Below are 19339 nucleotides of genomic sequence, written 5' to 3'. Positions count from 1 at the left end.
CCCCGCCGGGAGTGAATCCCGTCGGGGCCCCACTCCCCGCGAACCGCTCTCGCCAGCCGCCACGCAGTGCCCCTGGGCAGAACGTCTCGCCGTGGGTTTCCTTGGAGCAACGTCCCCAGGGGAGGATCCGCGAGAGGTGGCTGTGGTCACGTGATGCCCATCTCACCAGGAGATCCGTACATCTCTGCGACGAAGCGCGACGAGGCCGCGTGATCACGGCATCGCCGCTGAGCTGGCCGTGAACGGTCACCTCCCAGCGGGGTGAGGCTGTGTGGGTCTCTCGATCGGGGACCGGCCCTGCGCGCCCGCGCTCCTGCACGCCCTCGCACCCCTGCCGCGCCCGCTGTGGCGAGGGGGGAGGCCCTTGCCGCTCGGGAGATTCCTCTGATAGCCTGCTCCGGCGTGGTTTGCTTCACGAGTTCCCGCTTTGTCGGCCTGGTGCCGTCCCTTTGCGTCGCGGATCACCAGGGGAGCGCCTCGAAGTCACGCCCGGTGAAGTCACGCCCAGTCTCGCCGCGGAGAGCTTCTCCGTGAAGACCATGGTGTCAGCCATGGTGGGGAACGTGTTCGTCCTCCTCCACTCGGAAGGACCGCCGAGCGACGAGGAGTGGAGCAAGTACATCAACCAGCTCAAGACGATGAAGGACCTCTCCAAGGTCCGGAGCATCGCCTTCACGGACGGGGGCGCGCCCAATTCGAGGCAGCGCAAGGACGTCAACGATATCCTCAAAGGGCGACCGGGGCTGGCCGCCGTGGTTTCGTACAACAGCCTGGTCCGCGGGGTGGTCACCGCCCTCAACTGGTTCAATCCAGCGGTGAAGACCTTCTCACCGGACAAGCTCGCCGAGGCTTACGAATACATGAAGCTCACCCGGGACGAGATCTTCAATGTCAACAAGGCCATTGAAGAGCTCCACGTGGAGCTGGGCTTCAGGCTGAAATGCTCACCGCCCAAGCCGCAGTTCCGCTAGGCGCTGCGGGCCTACCCCAGGGGGGTCACGTCGCATGGCCACGCACGCAGGTTTCAAGTCCCTCGCCATCTGTCCCCCTTCCACGCTGCGCACGCCAGCCTACTGGCGACAGCACTTCCCCGAGGTCGTGACCGCGGCGGAGTCGCGGAGCCTCGGGCGCCTCTTCGCGGGCGGCTCGGCGACATCCACCGACCCTTTCCAGATCGAGATGCAGGGCTACCTCAAGGACCCTTTCCGCGGCACGGTGGAGTGCCGCGTCCTCGGGCCGGAGGAGACCACGCTGTCGCTGGAGCTCAAGGCGGCCCGCGACGCGCTCGCCGCGGCGAACATGGGCCCCGGCGACATCGACGCCATCCTCGCCGCGTCCTTCGTCCCCGACCGCCTGTTCCCTGGCAACGCGGTCCACCTCGCGCGCGATCTCGGGGCAGACGCGCCGGCGTGGAACCTGGAGTCGACCTGCAGCGGCGCCGTGGTGGGGATCCAGAGCGCGGCGGCCCTGGTGCGGGCGGGGGAGTACCGCAACGTGCTCCTCGTGACCTCCTGCTCGTACTCGCGCATGCTCGACGTGGCAGACACCCTCTCCTGGTTCATGGGTGACGGCGCCGGAGCCGCGGTGATCGGCGAGGTGCCGGAGCCTCACGGGGTGCTCGGGACGAAGCTCATCTCCACCAAGAGCACCTGCGGCGCCTTCGCGACCGGGGTGACGCTCGATCGCCAGGGCAAGCCGGTGTTCCGCATGGCGTCGGGCGACGAGGAAGCCACGCGGCGGATGCGGGACGATGCCGCAGAGCAGCTCGAGACGAGCGCCACCGGCGCGCTCGCGGCGGCCGGCGTCAGGCTCCAGGACATCGACTTCTTCATCTTCAACACGCCGACGGCGTGGTTCGCGCGCTTCTGCGCCAGGGTGCTGGGCATCGACCCCGAGCGGACCCTCAGCGTCTATCCCCGGTACGGGAACATCGGGGCCGCGCTCACGATGACCAACCTGTACCACGCTGCGCACGCCGAGAAGATCCCGCGGGGCGCGCTCGTCCTGATCTACGCGGTGGGCTCGGTCTCCACGGCAGGCGCAACGGTGGTGCGCTGGGGCGACGTGGCGCTCGGGCCTCCCCCACCCCCGTCGAGCACGCTCCAGATGGCGGCCTCACCGGCGTGAGCGCATCGACAGCGGCACGTGATCGAAGGACGCCGCGAGCGTCCTGACGCGCCGCGACAAGGTCTGCGGCACCTCGCGCGGATCGATGAGCACGTCGATGACGCACGGCTTGCCCGCCGCGAGCGCTTCCTCGAACGCCGCGCGGAAGGCCGAGCGCGTCTCCACCCGGAAGGTGCGCGCGCCGAGCGCCGCGCCGAGCGCCGCGATCTGCAGGGGGACGCGGAACCTGCACGCTTCGAGGTGCTTCCCGAGCAGCAGGCTCTCCCCGTGCATGATCATGGCGTGCCCTCCGTCGTTGAGGACGATCCAGATCACCGGGACGTCGTGCTCGACCGCGGTGTGGACCTCCATGCCGTTCATCGCGAACGCCGAGTCCCCCACGAGGGCGACCACGGCCTGGCCGGGCGCGGCGAGCTTGCCCCCGATGGCGCCGGCGAGGCCGCTCCCCATGGCGGCGAGCCCCATCGCGACGAAGTACGAATTGGGCCGGCGCACCTGGAAGTAGTGCCCTGCCCAGCTCATCGCATTGCCGATGTCCACGAAGAACAGCGCGTCTTCGGGCATGGCGCGCTGCATCTCCCGGATCAGGTGCTGGGGTTTGACGGGCGCCGAGTCGTCCTCGTCCGGCTCCTCGTTGAGGAAGCGCGGGGTGCTCATCCGCACCGACTCGACGGCCTCGGTGTTCATCTTGCGCTCTCCGCGGTGCTGGCTGAGGGCCTCGATGTCCTCGGCCATCATGGTGAGCACCTCGGCCGCGTCGCCGACGACGCCGATCTCCACGTGGTAGTTGCGCCCGATGATAGCGGCGTCGAGATCCACCTGAATCAGCGCCCGCGTCGGCTGGAGGCGGCTGCTCCAGGCATTGGTCGACCACTCACCCATGCTCGTGCCGATGACCAGCAGGGTGTCGATGTTCGTCTGGAGCAGGTACTTCTCCGCGTGGGAGTGGCCCGCGAAGCCGAACACGCCCAGCGAGAGCGGGTGATCCTCGGGGAAGACGCCCTTCGCCTTCGGGGTGGTGGCCACCGGGATCTGGAGGCGCTCGGCGAGCTGGCGCAGCGGCTCTGCGGCCTGGGAGATGGTCACCCCGTGACCCGCGAGGATCGCGGGGCGCTCGGCCTCGCTGAGGACCTTCACGGCCTCGATCACCGACGCCCGGTCCGCGGGCCTGCTGAGCGGCCGGAGATGCACCGGGGGAATCCGGGTGGAGGCCACGAATTCCTTCATGAAATCCGCGGGGATGTTGAGGTGCACCGGCCCCGGGCGCCCGATGCGGGCGACGCGCAGCGCCTCGTGCAGGAGGGCTGGAAACCGCTCCGCATTGTGGAGCATCACCGATAGCTTGGTAACTGGCCGGAAGATCTGGACGATATCGATCCCCTGCGACGAGCTCTCCTGGAAGGCCCCCTTGCCGAAGAACTGTGTGGAGGCTTGCCCGGTCACCATGAGCAAAGGGACGGAGTCGGCGTAGGCGGAGGCGACCCCCGTCAGCGCATTTGTGCCCCCTGGCCCGGTCGTCGCGCAGCACACACCAATCTTGCCGGACACGCGCGCATACCCCGCCGCCATGAGGGCCGCGCCCTCCTCGTGCTTGGCGAGGATCTGCTTGATGGCCGTGCGCTCCAGAAGCGCCTCATAGATGGGTGTGAGCGAGGCCCCCGGCACGCCGAAGATGTATTCGACCCCCTCCGCTTCCAGCCGATCCAGCAGAATCTCGACGACCGTAGCCCCGTAAGCCCCTGCCATGGGAGACGCTCCAATCCGTGTTTCAGTACGCTCGCATGCTGATAGAGGCCACGATGTCCACAATCAACGCTGAATGACCGCTCTTTGGCCAGGTCATACCGGTATCGCTACCGCCCTGGCCAGAAGAACGCTTCTCTCCAGGCGGGTCAAGCAGGATACCCCTCCATGGCATAGACGGATGTCAGTCATCCACGCCGTTTCTGCGGCGGGCAAACGCATCGTGATCTCACCAACCAGCATTGGTCGGACAACTGTCGGGATTACCATCGTCCCTGAACGAACGTGGCGAGTTCAAGGTGCGACGGGCGTCACTGGAAGATCCGGCTCGGATTGGAGCGCTTCTTCGATGGCGATCATCGCTGCCAGCACCACGTGATCCCGGTAGGGAAACCCGACGACCTGGACACCGACCGGCAAGCCGGCGCTCTTCTCGTCCACCGCCGCGGCGCGTCGCTCCAGCCGGTCCTTGCAGTCGAGCCGATGCGTCTCGTCCGGGCGCACCCGGGTGACCGGAACGACGCCCGCGGGGAACTGGCAGACGTTCCAGAGCATCGCGTAGCTGCCGGCCAGCGCGAAGTCGCGGGAGCCCCCGTGAGGCAGCGCGGCCGTCGCGTGCGGAGGGCAGAGGACCACATCGAGGCGCTCCGCCTGCATCGCCGCGAAGATCGCGTCCCTCCGCTGCCGGAGGGTGGCGGTGAGCCGCCAGAGCCCTGAGGTGGGCCTCTCCCCGACCGATTCGAGCAGCCGCTGGAGACGCCGCTCTCCGGCGAGGCCTGCCACGCGCGCCGCCGTGGTGCGCGCGAGCGGCGGGAGCATGGCCAGCGCCCGCAGGGACTGGAGGGAGGGATCCACCTCGGCGCCCTTGAGGAGCGCTGCCACGGTGGCCCCGCCGTCCGAGGTGAGGGCCGAGAAGTAGCCGAACACCGTCTCGGGGATGGCGGGCGGCGTGAAGGGAACGACGGTCGCCCCGCGCGCATGGAGCGCCGAGGTCGCCTTGGTCACCGCGCGCGCCACCGCGGCAGAGGGCGGGAGCATGCCGTCGTTCACGTAGAAGCCCACGCGCAGGCCCGCGATGTCCACGGTGGCAGGGTCGGGCAGCGCCAGCGGGGGCACGCGCGCGTCCATCGCGCTGAGCGCCGCAGGGTCGAGCGCCGAGAACGCGAGCGCGAGATCGCGCGCAGTGCGGGCCATGGGACCGAGCTGGGAGCGGATCAGCTCCTGGCCGAGCAGCGCCCCGTTGCTCCCCCGGTTGGGCCAGAGATCGAGGGTCGGCTTGATGCCAGCGATGCCGGCGAAATGCGCGGGCACGCGGATGCTGCCCCCGATGTCCGTGCCGATGCCGAGGGGCGACATGCCGGAGGCGATGGCCGCAGCTTCTCCACCCGAGGAGCCCCCGGGGGTGTGGTCGAGGCTCCAGGGATTGGCCGTCTGACCGAAGAGCGCGTTGCGGCTCTCGTGAAAAAGAAGAAGCTGCGAGACGTTGGTGCGGCCGAGGACCACCGCCCCAGCCCGCTTCAGGAGCTGGACGATGGCAGCGTCGCTCGTGGCGCGCAGCTCCCGGCGCGAGAGCAGGCCGAGGGTCGACGCCTGGCCCGCCATGTCGAGCGACTCCTTGATGGTCACCGGCAGCCCGTGCAGGGGGCCGCGCACCTCCCCCCGGCGGCGCTCGTCGTCGGCGCGCCGGGCCTCGGCGAGCGCCTCGTCCCTGAAGACGGTGGTGAAGGCGTGGAGCTTCGGGTCGAGCGCCTCGATGCGATCGAGGTGCGCACGCGCCGTCTCCTCGGCGCTGATGGCCCCCTCGGCGAGGAGTGCAGCGAGGCGCGAAGCGGAGTGCTGGGTGAGGTCGGTCGCGGTGCTCAAGGCGCTGGATCGGGAGGATGAGACGAGCCTGGGGAAGGGGACCCTCGGTCCTCCGTTCCCCGAGATCGTCGCAACTCCTTGGCGCGGCGCTCTCCGCGGGCAACAGGGGTGGCGACCGGGAGCGCAGAGACCTTCGGTCCCTGAACTTGGGTACGGACTACTAGCACAGTCGGCACCTGCCAAGGCTTGCTACGCTGTGCGCGCCAGCGATCGATGCGATCGGCCCCGACCTCGACCTGCCGGGCCGCTGGCGATGCTTCAAAGATGCAGCCACTCCCCATCGACCCCCTCTTGCCCGAGCTCTGCACGGCCCTGCAGACGGGGAGGGCGGTGGTCCTCGAAGCCCCTCCCGGGGCCGGCAAGACGACCCGGGTACCGCGCGCCCTCCTCGATCACGGGTTCGCGGAAGTCGGAGAGATCCTGGTCCTGGAGCCACGCCGCATCGCCGCGAGGATGTCGGCGCGGCGCGTCGCCGAGGAGCTCGGCGAGGAGGTGGGGCGGCGGGTGGGCTACTCCATGCGCTTCGAGGAGGCCTCGGGCCCCGAGACCCGCATCCGCTTCATCACCGAGGGCGTGCTCACCCGGCGCCTGCTCGGCGACCCGGAGCTGCGCGGCGTGAGCGCGGTGCTCCTCGACGAGTTCCACGAGCGGCACCTGGCAAGCGACGTGTCGCTCGCCCTGCTGCGACGGCTGCTCCGGGGACCGCGGCCGGACCTCAAGGTGGTGGCCATGTCGGCGACCCTCGACACCGGCCCCATCGCCGCCTTCCTGGGAGACGAAGCGCCGGCGCCCGTGCTGCGCGCCGAGGGGCGGATGTTCGAGGTCACCATCGAGCACCTCCCCCGCCCCGACGACCGCCCCCTGGAGAGCCAGATCGCCTCCGCGGTGCGGCAGCTCGTGCAGGAGGGCCTCGAAGGCGACGTGCTGGTCTTCCTGCCGGGCGCCCTGGAGATCCGCCGTTCCATGGAGGCCTGCGGCAACCTCGCCCGCAGCGCCGACCTGCTGCTCCTGCCCCTGCACGGCACCCTCGGCCCCGCCGAGCAGGACCGCGCCGTCAGGCGCGCGGATCGGCGCAAGGTGATCTTCTCGACCAACGTCGCAGAGACCTCCGTCACCATCGACGGGGTGACCGCCGTCATCGACAGCGGCCTCGCCCGCGTGGCCGCGCACGCACCCTGGTCCGGCCTGCCTACCCTGCGCCTCGCGCCCATCTCCAAGGCCTCGGCAGCGCAGCGGGCGGGGCGCGCCGGACGCACCCGGCCAGGGCGCTGCCTGCGGCTCTACACGCGCCTCGATCTCGCCGCCCGCCCCGACCACGAAGCCCCCGAGGTGCGGCGCGCCGATCTCGCGGAGGCCGTCCTCGACCTGCACGCCGCGGGAGTCACCGATCTCGCGCGCTTCGGCTGGCTGGAGGCGCCGCCCACCGCCGCCCTCACCGCCGCGGAAGACCTCCTGGTGAGGCTCGGTGCCCTCGAACGGAAGGTGCGCGGCGCGACCCCGCACCGCGCCGCCGACGCAGGCGCAGGCGCGCTGCAGGTGACCGCGACCGGACGGCGCATGCTGCACTTCCCCACCCACCCCCGCCTCTCCCGGATGATCGTGGAAGCAGAGCGGCGCGGGATCGCCGGTGACGGATGCGCACTCGCCGCGCTCGCCGGAGAGCGCGAGATCGGCGCCCATGGCGGGCGTCGGGGCAGAGAGAGCGGCAACTCCGATCTCCTGGCTGCGCTGGAGCTGCTGGAGGAAGCCGCCGGGGCCCGCTTCGATCCGGACCGGCTGCGCTGGATGGGCGTCGATCCCACCCGGGCCACCGCCGTCGACAGGACCCGGCGGCAGCTCACCCGCATGGCCGACCGGCGCGCGCCGGCCCCCACCTCGGCGGAAGCCCGCGAGGAAGCGCAGCTCGTGGCCATCCTGGCGGGCTTCCCCGACCGGGTGGGGAGGCTGCGGCGCCCCCAGAACGCCACCGGCCGCGCCGGGCGCGAGGTCGTGCTCGCCGCGGGAGGCACGGCCGTCCTCGCCGAGACGAGCGTCGTCGACGGCGTGGAGCTGGTGGTCGCCGTCGAGGTCGAGGAGCGCAGCGAGGGCGGCCGCGCGCGCGCCGTGGTGCGCTCCGCCAGCGCCATCCAGGCAGACTGGCTCCTCGACCTGTTCACCGACGCCATCGACGACACCACCGAGGCGGTGTGGATCGAGGCCTCGGAGCGGTTCGAGGTGCTGCGGCGCCTCTCGTACGACGGCCTGGTCCTCGAAGAGACCCGGCTCACCACGGTCGCCGAAGGAGGCGCCGCCGCGAAGACCGTGGCCGCCGCGCTCGCAGCCCGGGCCAAGGCGCGAGGCTGGCGCACGTTCACGGATGGAGACGCCCTCGAACGGTGGCTCGCGCGGGTCGGCTTCGCGCGGGTGAGCTGCCCCGAGCTCGGCCTGCCCGTGCTGGGCGACGCCGAGGTCGACGAGGTGCTCGAAGACCTCTGCGCCGGCCGTCGCAGCTTCGCCGAGCTGCGCCAGGCCGACCTCGCCCACGCCGTGCAAGCGCGGCTCGACCCGGCCACGCGGCGGGTGCTCGACGACGTCGCCCCCGAGACCATCGCCCTACCCGGAGGCCGCAAGGCCAGGCTCGACTACCCCCCGGACGCCCCTCCCTGCCTCGCCTCACGCCTGCAGGACTTCTTCGGCATGTCCGACGGCCCCTCGGTGGCCCGCGGCCGCGTGCCGGTGGTGCTCCACCTCTGCGCCCCGAACCAGCGCCCCGTGCAGGTCACCACCGACCTGCGCGGCTTCTGGGCGCGCCACTACCCCGCCGTGGCCAAGGAACTCCGGCGCAAGTACCCGAAGCACGCCTGGCCCGACGATCCCCTGACGGCGCGCCCCCCGCCCGTCGGCCGCCCCCGTTAGTACTGCGTACCCTGGATCAGAGGCCTATCGGCCCCTACGCTCCCGTTGGTCGCTACCCCAGTGGCTCCGCACCGGCCTTGAGCCAGGGACCCGAGAGGGATCTGGGAACCAGGTCCTGGGATCACGGGCGGAGCGCGATGGTCCGGAGCGCGTCGGCCCCGTGGCGCAGCAGGAGCTTCGCCATCGTGTCGTTCAGCGGCAGGGTGAAGGCCACCTCGCTCTTGTGCTGCGCCACCTGCATCTGCGGCGCCCCGCCGAGGCCCCACGAGGTGAGCAGCGAGGCGATGCGCGCAATCTGCTCCAGGTTCTTCAGCCCCGCAGCACCACCCGCCGCCGCGGCCTCGTCCGCGTAGGAGAGCGTCCCGGCGTAGTTCACCCCCGGCGCCTCGAAGTTGCCCACCACCCGCACGTAGCGCAGGCCTGCCAGGAACGGCACCTGCTGCGACGCGGTGGCCACCGCGGCCTGACCCGACAGATCGCCCGCGAGCGCGAAGGCGGCGCCCTTGGTCTCGGTGAGGTGGATCATCCACGGCGTCACGCTGCGCGTGAGCGTGCCGCGCTGGATCCTGTCGAGCGCGCGCCGCATCCCCGTCTCGTTGCCCGCCAGCACCGTGCGGCTCGTCAGCGGCACGAAGCCCACGTTGCCCGCGGTGAACACCTCGTTCCCTGCGTAGCGCGACTTCACGAGCGGCACCCCGAGCAGCGTCGTCGCCCCCGACGCCGCCGCGCGCCGGATTGCCGCCACGTCGAAGGTCCCCTGCACCACCACGCAGAAATCCGCGCCCTGCATGGCGTACACCCCCCCGTAGAGGTGGGTCACGTCGCGCGAGGCCACGAAGTTCGACTCCGGCCCGAGGGGCAGGATCTGCGCGACGACGTTGCTCACCTCGCCGCCCATGCCCGACTTGAACAGCGTCGCCGCGTCGAGGTAGCCCAGCATCACCAGGCCGCTCGGCAGCACCGCCACCGGATCGCGATCGATGGTCGCCGGATCCACCGGCTCACCGCCCACGAGGATCAGGCTCTCCTTGGCCGTCCCGCACCCCGGCGCGCCCCCCGCGCCGAGCAGACCTGCCACCAGCGCGAGCGGCGCGAGGCGCAGCGCGCTCTCCCCGAGGGCCCTCTTCACCCTGCCTACCGTGATCATGTGTCCGCGTTACCTTCAGAGCCGCTCGGGCGGCGGGGAAGCATCGAGCCGCTCCAGCGGGAACGAGCCGAGGATCTTGAGCATCTTGGCTTCTCGCTTCACCCCCTCCAGCGCGGCGACCAGGGTCCGGTCCGTGGAGTGACCGCCCACCTCGACGTAGAACACGTACTCCCAGCCCTCCCCGGGGATGGGCCGCGAGTGGATCCGCCGCAGGTTGCAGTTCCGCTCCTTGAAGTGGTGGAGGATGTCATGCAGCGCGCCCGGGCGATCCCGCACGCTGAAGAGCACCGCCGTCGTGTCGTGCCCCGATCGCGGCGCCGGCAGGCGCGAGACGATGCCGTAGCGGATCCGCACCTCCCCCTCGTCGCCGATGTTCTCGCGGGCCACCTTCAGCTCCCGCGAGCCCGTGAACCCGCGCGGCACGACCGCCGCCGCGTTGGCCTCCTCCGCCGCGAGGTCCCACGCCATCAGCGGCGAGCGCACGTCGAGCACCAGCGCCCGCGGGTGGTGGAGCTCCAGATACCGCACGCACGCCACGTGATCCTGCGGCGAGGTGTACACCTTCTCCACCTCCGCGAGGTTGCCGCTGCGGCTCACCAGCACCAGCGCCTGCGACAGCTCGCGCTCCCCCACCACCTTGAGGTCCGCGCCCCCGATGGCGAGCAGCGTCGGGAAGATCGGCCCCTCCGTGAACGACTCGTAGGGCACCACCGCGAAGTCCGCGCGCGAGCGGGTCACCTCGTCGAGCGCGGCCCCGGTCGCCTCCACCCGCACGAACTCCGGCCCGTGCCCGAAGTGCTCCCGCGCCGCCTGCCAGCCGAAATCTCCCTCGGCCCCCACGAAGACCACCCGCGGCGCCACCTCCGACGACCGGCACGCCGCGTCGATCGCCGTGAAGATCGGCCGGATGGCGGCCGCCGGGATCTGGGTGGGCGCCGCGCGCTCGAGCGACTGCAGATCGCTCGCCTCGGCGAGCGGCGCGTAGCGGGAGGTCCCCGGTCGAAGCTTGCTCAGCTCCTGCGCGACGCGCGCCCGCCGCTCGATGATGTGCAGGATCTCCTGGTCAATCTCCGCGATCTGCCCGCGAAGCTCCTCGAGTCGCTTCCTCTCATCCATCCCGGGTCACCCTAGCACCAGGCCCAGCGGAGATGGGGAAAGGCTCATGTTCCAAGGGCAGGGGCTCGCGCCCCCGCCCCCCGCCGAGCAAAGCTCGTCGGGGCCCCCCACTCCGCGCTCCACCCGCGGTCTCCAGGGCGTTCTGCCGCTTCGGGCCTGACGCCCGTCGCCTCGGGAAGCGGACAAGGGCCCCGGCCGTGAGGGTCAGGTGGTGGTCGTCGAGGAACTCGGCGTCGACGTCGTGCTCGAGGAAGAGCCCCCGCTGTCGCTCGTGGAGGAGCTGCTGCCGGTGCTGCTGGTGCTGCCAGCGCTCTCGCTGCTGCTCGCCGCTGCCGCGCTGGGCTTCTCGGCGCCCTTCTCGGGGGTCTTGTTCGAGCTACCCGCGTAGAGGTCCGAGTACCAGCCGCTCCCCTTCAGGATGAAGCCGGTCCCCCGGGAAATCTGCCGCTTGGCGGTAGCATTGTGGCACTGCGGGCAGTCCGTGAGCGCAGCCTCCTTGATGGACTGCTCGGCCTCCCACTCGTGGTGACACGATGAACAGGCGTACTCGTAGGTGGGCATCTTCGTTGTGCTCCTGGAACAAGCGACGGGTACGGCTCGACTGGCCACCTGTCAAGGTGACTGCCCAGAAGAAGCCTTGAACCACCTTGCTTGCGCCGTACCAGCCTCCGCCCCGACCGCTTCGCGCCTCTCCTTGCCGAACCACTTCGTGAAGCCCCGGACGCCTTCGTACGTTCCCTCTCCAACACTTCCTTCCTGCTGAGCCTCCCCCGGTGCCAGGCCCCCTTGCCGCCGCCCTGCGTTGAACTTAGACCCGGATCGGTGGCGGTACGTGACGTGCTGTGACGCTACGTCGACTCGGCATGGCGCCTGACCCCCCCGACCCTGTTCATGCGTATCCGCAAGCTCGAAATCGCCGGTTTCAAGTCCTTCGTCGACCGCACCGTCGTCCAGTTCGACAGTGACGTCCTCGGCATCGTCGGGCCGAACGGCTGCGGCAAGTCGAACATCGTCGACGCCATCCGCTGGTGCATCGGCGAGCAGAGCGCGAAGCACCTGCGCGGCAAGTCGATGTCCGACGTCATCTTCAACGGGTCCGACACCCGCCCGGCCCACGGCATGGCCGAGGTCACGCTGGTCTTCGACAACAGCGACCCGGAGTCGGCGGCCCAGCTCCCCCTTGAGTACAAGGACTACTCCGAGATCGCCGTGACCCGTCGCCTCTTCCGCGACGGCACCAGCGAGTACCTGATCAACCGGACCCAGGTCCGCTTGAAGGACGTCACCGATCTCTTCCTCGGCACCGGCGTCGGCACCAAGGCCTACTCGATCATCGAGCAGGGCAAGATCGGCCTCATCGTCTCGGCGCGCCCCGAGGACCGGCGCATGCTCATCGAGGAAGCCGCCGGCATCACCAAGTACAAGGCCCGCAAGCGCCAGGCCGAGCAGAAGATCGAGCAGACCCGCCAGAACCTCCTCCGCATCGGCGACATCGTCTCCGAGATCGAGAGGAACCTCGCCTCCCTCAAGCGCCAGGCCGCGAAGGCCGAGCGCTACGTCTCCTACCGCAAGGAGGTCGAGGACCTCATCCTCCACGAGGCCTCCCACAAGCTCCTGGAGATCACCGTGCTCCGCCAGCGCGAGCAGGCCGCGCACCGCGACTTCGGCGAGCGCGAGCAGGTCGCCAGGACGGCCCTCGGCACCCGCGAGGCCGAGCTGGAGGTCAGCCGCCAGGAGGCCCTCGCCTGCGAGGAGCGCGCCGAGCGCGCCCAGAACGAAGCCTTCGCCGCCGACAACGAAGTCCGCACCCACGAGGCGGAGATCGCCCGCGCCCGCGACCGGTTCCGCCACCTCGAAGAGCGGCGCACCGCCGCGGCCCGCGAGCAGGCCGAACTCGAACGATCCATCCACGAACTCACCGCCGAGCGCGCCCAGCTCGAAGCCCAGCTCGGCGCCGTCGCCGAGGAAGAGGCCCAGGAGAGCGAGCTTGCCCTGGAGCAGCACGAGCGCCTCGAAGAGGTCCGCCACGGCGAGCGCAACGCCGAGCAGGAGCTGACCATCCTCCGCAAGCGCGCCGCCGAGGCTGCCGCCGCCGTCGCCGCCGCCGAGGCCACCCTGGCCGGCTTCGACCGCCGCATGGGCGAGATGGGCCAGCGCCGGGTCAAGCTTGAAGACGAGCTGGGAAGACTGAGCTTCGAGGGCGAGGACATCGAGCGCCGCCGCGCCGACCTCTCCCGCGAGGCCGCCGAGAGCGCGGGCGCCAAGCAGTACGCGACCGACGAGCGGGCCCGCCTCGACGCCGAGCTGAAGACCCTGCGCGAGCAGGCCGTGACGAGCGACCGCACCGTCGAGCAGGCCAAGAACGAGCTGAACCAGCGCAGGAACCGCCTCCGCGCCCTGGAGGAGCTGCACACCCGCCTGGAGGGCGTCGGCGCCGGCGTGAAGAACCTGCTCAAGACCAGGGACCCGGCGCTCCTCGGCCTCGTGGCCGACCGCATCGAGGCCCCCGCCGAGCTGACCGCGGCCTTCGCGGCGCTCCTCGGCGACAAGCTCCAGGTCGTGGTGGTGAGCGATCTGGAGCGCGCCACCGCGCTCCTCGGCGAGCTTGCCCAGAAGAAGCAGGGCCGCGCCAGCGTCATCGCCGCCCAGCCCCTCACGCCCCTCACCCCCGCCTCGTCCACCCCACCGTTTCCCGAAGGTGAGGGCGTCATCGGCCCCCTCATCGAGCGCCTGCGCTACGCCCCCGAGGACGAGGCCCTCGTCCGCGCCCTCGTCGGCGACGCCGTGGTGATCACCACCCCCGAGGTGGGCGCCCGCCTCGCCGCAGAGGGCGCGCGCTGCGCCCTCGTCTCGCTCGACGGCATGGTCTTCCGGCCCGACGGCACCGTGAGCGGCGGCCAGGGCGACGCCATCGCCGCCGGCATGATCGAGCAGAAGCGCGAGATGCGCGAGCTGCACGAGATCGTGGCCAGCAAGAGCGACGAGGTCACGGCCATGCTGGAGGCCCAGCAGGCCTTGCGCCAGCGCGTCACCGACGTCGGCAACGCCCTGGAGCGCGCCCGCAGCGAGGCGCACCAGGCCGAGCTCCAGCTCCTCACCGCCGAGAAGGACCTGAAGCGCGCCGAGGAGCAGCTCGCCACCGCCCACAAGCGCCGCGCCGTGGTGGACCAGGAGCTGGAGGACCTCCGCGAGCACCTCGACATGGCGAGCGGCGAGCAGGACGCCGCCCGCGAGCGGCTCGACCAGAACCGCCGCAAGCTCGAAGAGGCCATGGGCGGCCAGGAGCACGCCGAGCAGGTGGCCGCCGAGTGGCGCGAGCGCGTCCTCGCCCAGCAGTCCATCGTGACCGACCGCAAGGTGCGCCTCGCCCGCGTCCGCGAGCGCGCCACCGCCGCCCGCAGCACCGTCGAGCGCCTCACCCGCTCCTGCGAGGAGCTGCGCGGCCGCATCGACCGCCTCGACAAGGAGCGCACCGACGGCGCCGTGGGTGCCGGCCGCGCCGCGGCGACCATCATGCTCGCCCACGAGGCCCTGCGCCGCGCCGCCACCGCCGCGCACACCGCCCAGGCCACGCTCACCGACGCCCGCCGCACCCTCGACGAGGCCCGCCAGCGCCACGCCCTCCGCGAGAGCGGCCTCCGCGAGCTACGCCAGCAGCTCACCGCCATCACCGAGCAGCTCCGCAAGCACGAGCTGGCCCTCGAAAAGCTCGCCATCGAGCACACCCACCTCATCGAGGGCGTGCGCGAGCGCTTCCGCGGCCTGGAGCTGCACATGGTGATGGGCGACTACCACAAGCGCCCCCCCGTCGAGGCCTCGCACCGCGCCCGCATCGTCGAGCTCACCGAGCTGCTCGACCGCATGGGCCCCGTGAACCTCGACGCTGTCCGCGAGTACGCCGAGGCCGAGGAGCGCCACACCTACTACGCCGCCCAGAAGGCCGACCTGGAGAAGGCCATCGCCGATCTGGAGTCGGCCATCGCCCAGATGAACCGCGAGTCGAAGCGCCTCTTCAAGCAGACCTACGACAGCGTGAACGCCCGCTTCAAGGTCCTCTTCCCCCGCATGTTCCGCGGCGGCAGCGCCGAGCTACGGCTCACCAACCCCGAGGACATGCTGGAGACCGGCATCGAGATCCTCGCCCAGCCCCCTGGCAAGAAGCTCGGCAACATCGAGCTGATGAGCGGCGGCGAGAAGGCCCTCACCGCCGTCTCCCTCATCTTCTCCATCTTCCAGCACAAGCCCTCGCCGTTCTGCATCCTCGACGAGGTCGACGCCCCCCTCGATGAGGCCAACGTCACCCGCTACAACGAGGCGATCCGCAGCATGACCAGCCACTCGCAGTTCATCCTCATCACCCACATCAAGCGCACCATGCAGTCCGTCGACGTCCTCTACGGCGTCACCATGCAGGAGCCTGGCGTGTCCAAGCTGGTCAGCGTCCGCGTCAACGAGAACATCCGCCGCGCCGAAGCCCCGCCCTCCGCCGCCGTCGCCTGACCCCCGCGGCTCAGCGCGCGCCCGCCGTCTTCGTGGACGCCGCGCGGCCGGGGAGCAGGAAGGTGCAGCCGATCGCCACCGCCAGCGCCGCGCAGAAGATGAGCGTGGCCGTGGTGTGCTCGCGCATCACCACCTCGCCTTCGGGCCGGTCGGTGAGCACCAGACCGAGCACCGTCAGGCCGGCGACGCCCCCCATGTAACGCATCGTCGAGGTCAGCCCGGCGGCCATCCCGCTCTTCTCCCGCGGCACGTCGCCCATGGCCGCGGCCTGCGACGGCGCGTTCGACAGGCCCATGCCGGCCCCGAGCATCACCAGCGCCGGGATCGCGTCCGTCATCGCCCCGAGCGGCCGCGTCGCGAGCAGGGCCATCCCGGAGAGGGCCAGCACGCAGCCGGAGAGCGCCACCGCGCGCGGCCCGAAGGTGTCGGAGGCGCGCCCCGCGACGAGCGAGACCACCACCATCGTCCCCATCATGGTCAGCAGCGTGTTGCCCACGTCGCGTGGCCCCACGGCGAAGAGCCGCCCCGCCACCTGCGGCAGCTCGAAGATCATCGCGTACATCGCGAAGTTCTGGAGCGCGATGATCAGGCTGCCTCCCACGAACGCGCGCAGCCGGAACAGCGAGAAGTCGACGACCGGGTCCGCGGCGCGCCGCTCCCAGAGCACGAAGGGCACGAAGCCGAGCACCCCGAGCGCCGCGGCCCAGCGGAGGTGCGCGTGCTCGAGACCGAGCACCAGCCCCACGAGCGACGCCCCGAGCAGCACCGAGCCCAGGAGGTCGAAGCGCGGCGCGCGCGGCGCGGGTCCCACGGCCCCCACCGCCGCCGCCGCCGCCGCCCGCGGAGGCGACGCGCCAGCGTGCGCGAGCGCGGCGGAGACGAGCAGCACCGGCACGTTCGCGAGGAAGATCGAGGTCCACCCGAAGTGCGCCACGAGCTGCGCCCCGAGCGTCGGCCCCACGCCCGCGGAGACCCCCATCACCGCCCCGAAGATGCCGAAGGCGCGCCCCCGCACCTCGGGCGGCAGCTCCGTGCGCAGCAGGGCCGTCGCGCTCGGAACCATGATCGCTCCCCCCGCGGCCATCACCACCCGCGCCACCGTGAGCACCGTCAGCACCGGCCAGAGGTAAGCGAGCGCGGCCCCCAGCCCGAGCAGGAGCTGACCCAGCCCGAGCGCGCGCCGGTGACCCAGACGATCGCCGAGCTTCCCGCCGGGGCTCTGCAGGACGATGTTCGTGAGCAGGTAGCTCGTCACCAGCGCCTGCCGGAGCGCGCCGGAGTCTACAGGCAGGGTGCGCGCCATCTCCGGCAGCGCCACGGCCACCATCGTGGAGTTGAGCGGAGCGAGCGCCACCGAGAGGGCGATGGCGGCGAGGAGCCGCACCGGCACGCGCGCGGACGGCTCACCCACGCGCTGCCCCGCCCACTCCGCCCACTCCGCCCACCCCACTCACCCCACCCACCTCGCCGCCCTGGCCCAGGAGCTTCACCCGGCCTTCCGTCCCGTCCACGAGGATCTCCTGGCCGTCCACGATCCGCTCGGTCGCCCCGGCAGCCCCCAGCACCGCCGGGATGCCGTACTCCCGCGCCACGATGGCGCCGTGGGAGGCCGCGCCGCCGACGTTCGTCACCAGGCCTGCGGCGATGCCGAAGAGCGACGTCCACGCCGGGTTCGTGTACGGGCAGACCAGGATCTCGCCCGGCTTCAGCCGCGCGAACTCGCGCTCCTCGCGCACGATGCGCGCCTTGCCCCGGACCACCCCGGACGACGCCCCCACGCCGCGCAGCTCGCTCCCCGAGGTCCCCGCCGCGTCTGGCGGGTGCGCCCTCCGCTGCCAGCGCCCGTTGACCACCGCGTACGTCGCGCGCCTCCGCCGCACGAGCGCCTCCACCTCGCCCCTCGGCGGAGCCTCCCCGCCGAGCCACGCCCTGACCTCGGCCTCCGTCAGGTAGAAGACGTCCTCGGGGTTCGGCAGGTGCCCGCGCTCGTGCAGCCTGCGCGCGATCTCGGCGATCACGGCCTGCATCGCCGAGATCGGACGGGTCAGGTCGTAATGCGAGCGCTCCCGGAAGACCGTCCTCTCCCGCAGGCGCTCCAGGGTGCGGCGGAACGCTCCGGGCAACCCGGGGACGAAGCGCAGCGCCTGGGTGACCTCCTCGAGCGCCGCCTGGTGACGCGCGAGCCCGGCCTCCTCCGACGGAGGCTCCGTCACATCGATCAAGCCCCGGAGCAGCCCCCACACGGGCGCCGGATCTTGCCGCCAGGTCGGCGCCGAGAGGTACTGGCCCGTGGTCTCCCGGTGCCCGTGCGCGTCGAGAAACGCCTCCACCTCCCCGAGGAAAGCCCGGCCGCCCTCCGTGTCGGCGAGCGCCTCCGGGCGCCCCTCACGGATCGCCCCCGAGACCTCGGGCCCGGCGCTCGCGGCGCGGCGCGCGAGCTGGTGGAGCGCGAGGTTCACCTCGGAAGTCCGGGTGTGCAGGCCCGAGAAGAGATCGGCCATCAGCACCGCGGCCCGCTTCTTTCCCACGGCGGCGGTCACGGGGACCTGCAGCGCCACCGAGGCCAGCATCCCCACGATCCCCTGGAACCGCTCCCCGAGCACGTCGGCCGTCATCGCCGCGATCCGGTCGGCGCGCCCGAGCAGCGCGGCGTCGTCCAGCGCGCGGAGATCGACCGGCGCGCACGCCTCCTGGATCCGCCCGAACGCCTCGCCCTCCCACCACCCCATCCAGTCGCGACGCAGGCTGGCCGCGACCTTCCCGGGCAGCCCGAGCAGCCGCAGGGTGGGGCGCGGCTGCGGCATCACCAGCATCTCCCGCCAGACCTGGTCCAGCATCGCGCGCTCCTCGGCCGCGTCCACCTCGGCCCCGAGGAAGCGCAGCGTACGGAGCAGCGCCGGGATGAACATCCGGAAGCCCCACTGGTCGAGCGGCTTCGGGGCGACGGGGAAGCGGTCGTCGTTCCCGCTGCTCATCTTCTCCTGCAGGCGCGTGAGCTTCGGGAGCGGCGGGAGCGGCTCGATCTCGGCCGCGCCGAGCGTGGTGATGGGACGCGACTGCAAGAGGTGAACCGCGTCGCCTGCGAAGGCGAACTCCACGTCCTGAGGGCAGCCGAAGTGGGCTTCGAGCTGGAGCCCGACGCGGCACAGCGCCAGCACCAGCGCCTCGCTCGGCGCCGGACGATCCGCCTCCCGGCGATCGCGGTCCTCGATCGCCAGCGGCTCCCGCCGCACCCGGTACACATCGCCCGTGGCCTGCCCCGAGACCACCGCCTCACCGAGGCCGGGCGTGACCTCCAGCAGCATCCGATCCGCGCGCTGGGCCACCGGATCCACCGTGAACAGCACCCCGGCGAAATCGGCCGGCACCATCCGCTGCACCACGACCGCGATGTCCACCCCCAGGTGCTCGATCCCGCGCGCCGCCCGGTAGCGCAGCGCCCGCGGCGTCCACAGCGACGCCCAGCAACGCCGCAGCGCCACGAGCACCGCCTCCTCGCCCTCGACGTCGAGGAACGTGTCGTGCTGCCCCGCGAACGACGCCTCGGCGAGATCCTCCGCCGTCGCCGACGACCGCACCGCGACCTTCGGCGCCCCGAGCGCGCGGTAGGCCTCCCGCACTGCCCCTTCGAGCGCAGGCGACAGCGCCCCGCGCGCGAAGATCTCGGCCACCTCCGCGGCCGCCGCCTCCCAGCGCGCGCTGGCGAGGTGCTCCGCGACCCGCTCAGCGAGCCCCCACGCCCGCGCATGCTCCGCGTACGCCTCGGCGCTCACCACGAACCCGGCCGGCACGGAGAGCCCGAGCCGCGTCAGCTCACCGAGGTTCGCGCCCTTGCCGCCGGCCGTGGAGAGATGGGCTCTGGAAAGCTCGCTCAGGGGATGGATCATCATGGGGGGACTCCATCCGTACTCCCCTCCTCGCCCCTGATTCCAGTGGCATCGCTCCCCG

Annotated in this window: 11 protein-coding genes; 4 read left to right on the top strand and 7 right to left on the bottom strand. The window is 71.6% G+C overall.

All coding sequences use genetic code 11. The features are described 5' to 3' along the window. The first annotated feature begins 530 nt into the window (after positions 1 to 530). Positions 531 to 971, top strand: coding sequence for a hypothetical protein (locus CAP_RS34695; protein WP_044248828.1), 441 nt, complete (start codon positions 531 to 533; stop codon positions 969 to 971). A gap of 34 nt (positions 972 to 1005) precedes the next feature. After that, positions 1006 to 2127 (top strand): 3-oxoacyl-ACP synthase III family protein, encoded by a 1122-nt coding sequence (locus CAP_RS34690; protein ID WP_044248827.1) that lies wholly within the window; start codon positions 1006 to 1008, stop codon positions 2125 to 2127. Here the strand turns inward: CAP_RS34690 and CAP_RS34685 are convergent. Together CAP_RS34685 and CAP_RS34680 are read right to left on the bottom strand one after the other, a co-directional pair. Then, a complete protein-coding gene (locus tag CAP_RS34685; RefSeq protein ID WP_052376527.1) occupies positions 2116 to 3873 on the bottom strand; it encodes a thiamine pyrophosphate-binding protein in 1758 nt (585 codons plus the stop codon). The genes CAP_RS34690 and CAP_RS34685 overlap by 12 nt on opposite strands. Before the next feature lie 291 nt (positions 3874 to 4164). Beyond that, positions 4165 to 5733 (bottom strand): amidase, encoded by a 1569-nt coding sequence (locus tag CAP_RS34680; protein WP_044248825.1) that lies wholly within the window; start codon positions 5731 to 5733, stop codon positions 4165 to 4167. Positions 5734 to 5997: 264 nt separating this feature from the next. Here CAP_RS34680 and hrpB point away from each other — a divergent pair, with 264 nt between their 5' ends. Further along, the gene (hrpB, locus tag CAP_RS34675) at positions 5998 to 8628 is read left to right on the top strand and encodes an ATP-dependent helicase HrpB (protein WP_044248821.1); all 2631 of its coding nucleotides are present in this window, start codon (positions 5998 to 6000) and stop codon (positions 8626 to 8628) included. 121 nt (positions 8629 to 8749) lie between these two features. On the opposite strand, the gene CAP_RS34670 is transcribed toward hrpB, so the two are convergent. The 3 genes from CAP_RS34670 to CAP_RS49125 form a co-directional block, all read right to left on the bottom strand. Further along, positions 8750 to 9775: a hypothetical protein gene (locus CAP_RS34670; RefSeq protein WP_052376526.1), complete on the bottom strand. Its 1026-nt coding sequence runs from the start codon at positions 9773 to 9775 to the stop codon at positions 8750 to 8752. A gap of 15 nt (positions 9776 to 9790) precedes the next feature. Continuing rightward, positions 9791 to 10891 carry a bifunctional chorismate mutase/prephenate dehydratase gene (locus CAP_RS34665; RefSeq protein ID WP_044248819.1) on the bottom strand — a complete coding sequence of 367 codons (1101 nt, stop codon included), beginning with the start codon at positions 10889 to 10891 and terminating at the stop codon, positions 9791 to 9793. Positions 10892 to 11095: 204 nt separating this feature from the next. Continuing rightward, the gene (locus CAP_RS49125) at positions 11096 to 11452 is read right to left on the bottom strand and encodes an FmdB family zinc ribbon protein (RefSeq protein ID WP_044248817.1); all 357 of its coding nucleotides are present in this window, start codon (positions 11450 to 11452) and stop codon (positions 11096 to 11098) included. 330 nt (positions 11453 to 11782) lie between these two features. On the opposite strand from CAP_RS49125, the gene smc reads away from it, so the two are divergent. Then, positions 11783 to 15391 carry a chromosome segregation protein SMC gene (gene smc / locus CAP_RS34655; RefSeq protein ID WP_044248815.1) on the top strand — a complete coding sequence of 1203 codons (3609 nt, stop codon included), beginning with the start codon at positions 11783 to 11785 and terminating at the stop codon, positions 15389 to 15391. A 10-nt stretch (positions 15392 to 15401) separates the two neighbouring features. Here smc and CAP_RS34650 read toward each other — a convergent pair whose 3' ends face one another. Beyond that, positions 15402 to 16802: an MFS transporter gene (locus CAP_RS34650; protein ID WP_044248864.1), complete on the bottom strand. Its 1401-nt coding sequence runs from the start codon at positions 16800 to 16802 to the stop codon at positions 15402 to 15404. Further along, a complete protein-coding gene (locus CAP_RS34645; protein ID WP_081865574.1) occupies positions 16795 to 19281 on the bottom strand; it encodes a PEP/pyruvate-binding domain-containing protein in 2487 nt (828 codons plus the stop codon). Before CAP_RS34645 ends, CAP_RS34650 begins: the two co-directional genes overlap by 8 nt. Positions 19282 to 19339: the final 58 nt, after the last annotated feature.

Source organism: Chondromyces apiculatus DSM 436 (assembly GCF_000601485.1).
GTDB lineage: Bacteria > Myxococcota_A > Polyangia > Polyangiales > Polyangiaceae > Chondromyces > Chondromyces apiculatus.
Note: the sequence above shows the minus strand (reverse complement) of the source record. Positions and strands in the feature narration are given on the sequence as shown.

Excerpts from the sequence above, each read along its gene's own strand:
- CAP_RS34665 (WP_044248819.1), bottom strand. The coding sequence starts at position 10,891 with ATGGATGAGAGGAAGCGACTCGAGGAGCTTCGCGGGCAGATCGCGGAG.
- CAP_RS34670 (WP_052376526.1), bottom strand. The coding sequence starts at position 9,775 with ATGATCACGGTAGGCAGGGTGAAGAGGGCCCTCGGGGAGAGCGCGCTG.
- CAP_RS49125 (WP_044248817.1), bottom strand. The coding sequence starts at position 11,452 with ATGCCCACCTACGAGTACGCCTGTTCATCGTGTCACCACGAGTGGGAG.
- smc (WP_044248815.1), top strand. The coding sequence starts at position 11,783 with ATGCGTATCCGCAAGCTCGAAATCGCCGGTTTCAAGTCCTTCGTCGAC.
- CAP_RS34685 (WP_052376527.1), bottom strand. The coding sequence starts at position 3,873 with ATGGCAGGGGCTTACGGGGCTACGGTCGTCGAGATTCTGCTGGATCGG.
- CAP_RS34645 (WP_081865574.1), bottom strand. The coding sequence starts at position 19,281 with ATGATGATCCATCCCCTGAGCGAGCTTTCCAGAGCCCATCTCTCCACG.
- hrpB (WP_044248821.1), top strand. The coding sequence starts at position 5,998 with ATGCAGCCACTCCCCATCGACCCCCTCTTGCCCGAGCTCTGCACGGCC.
- CAP_RS34690 (WP_044248827.1), top strand. The coding sequence starts at position 1,006 with ATGGCCACGCACGCAGGTTTCAAGTCCCTCGCCATCTGTCCCCCTTCC.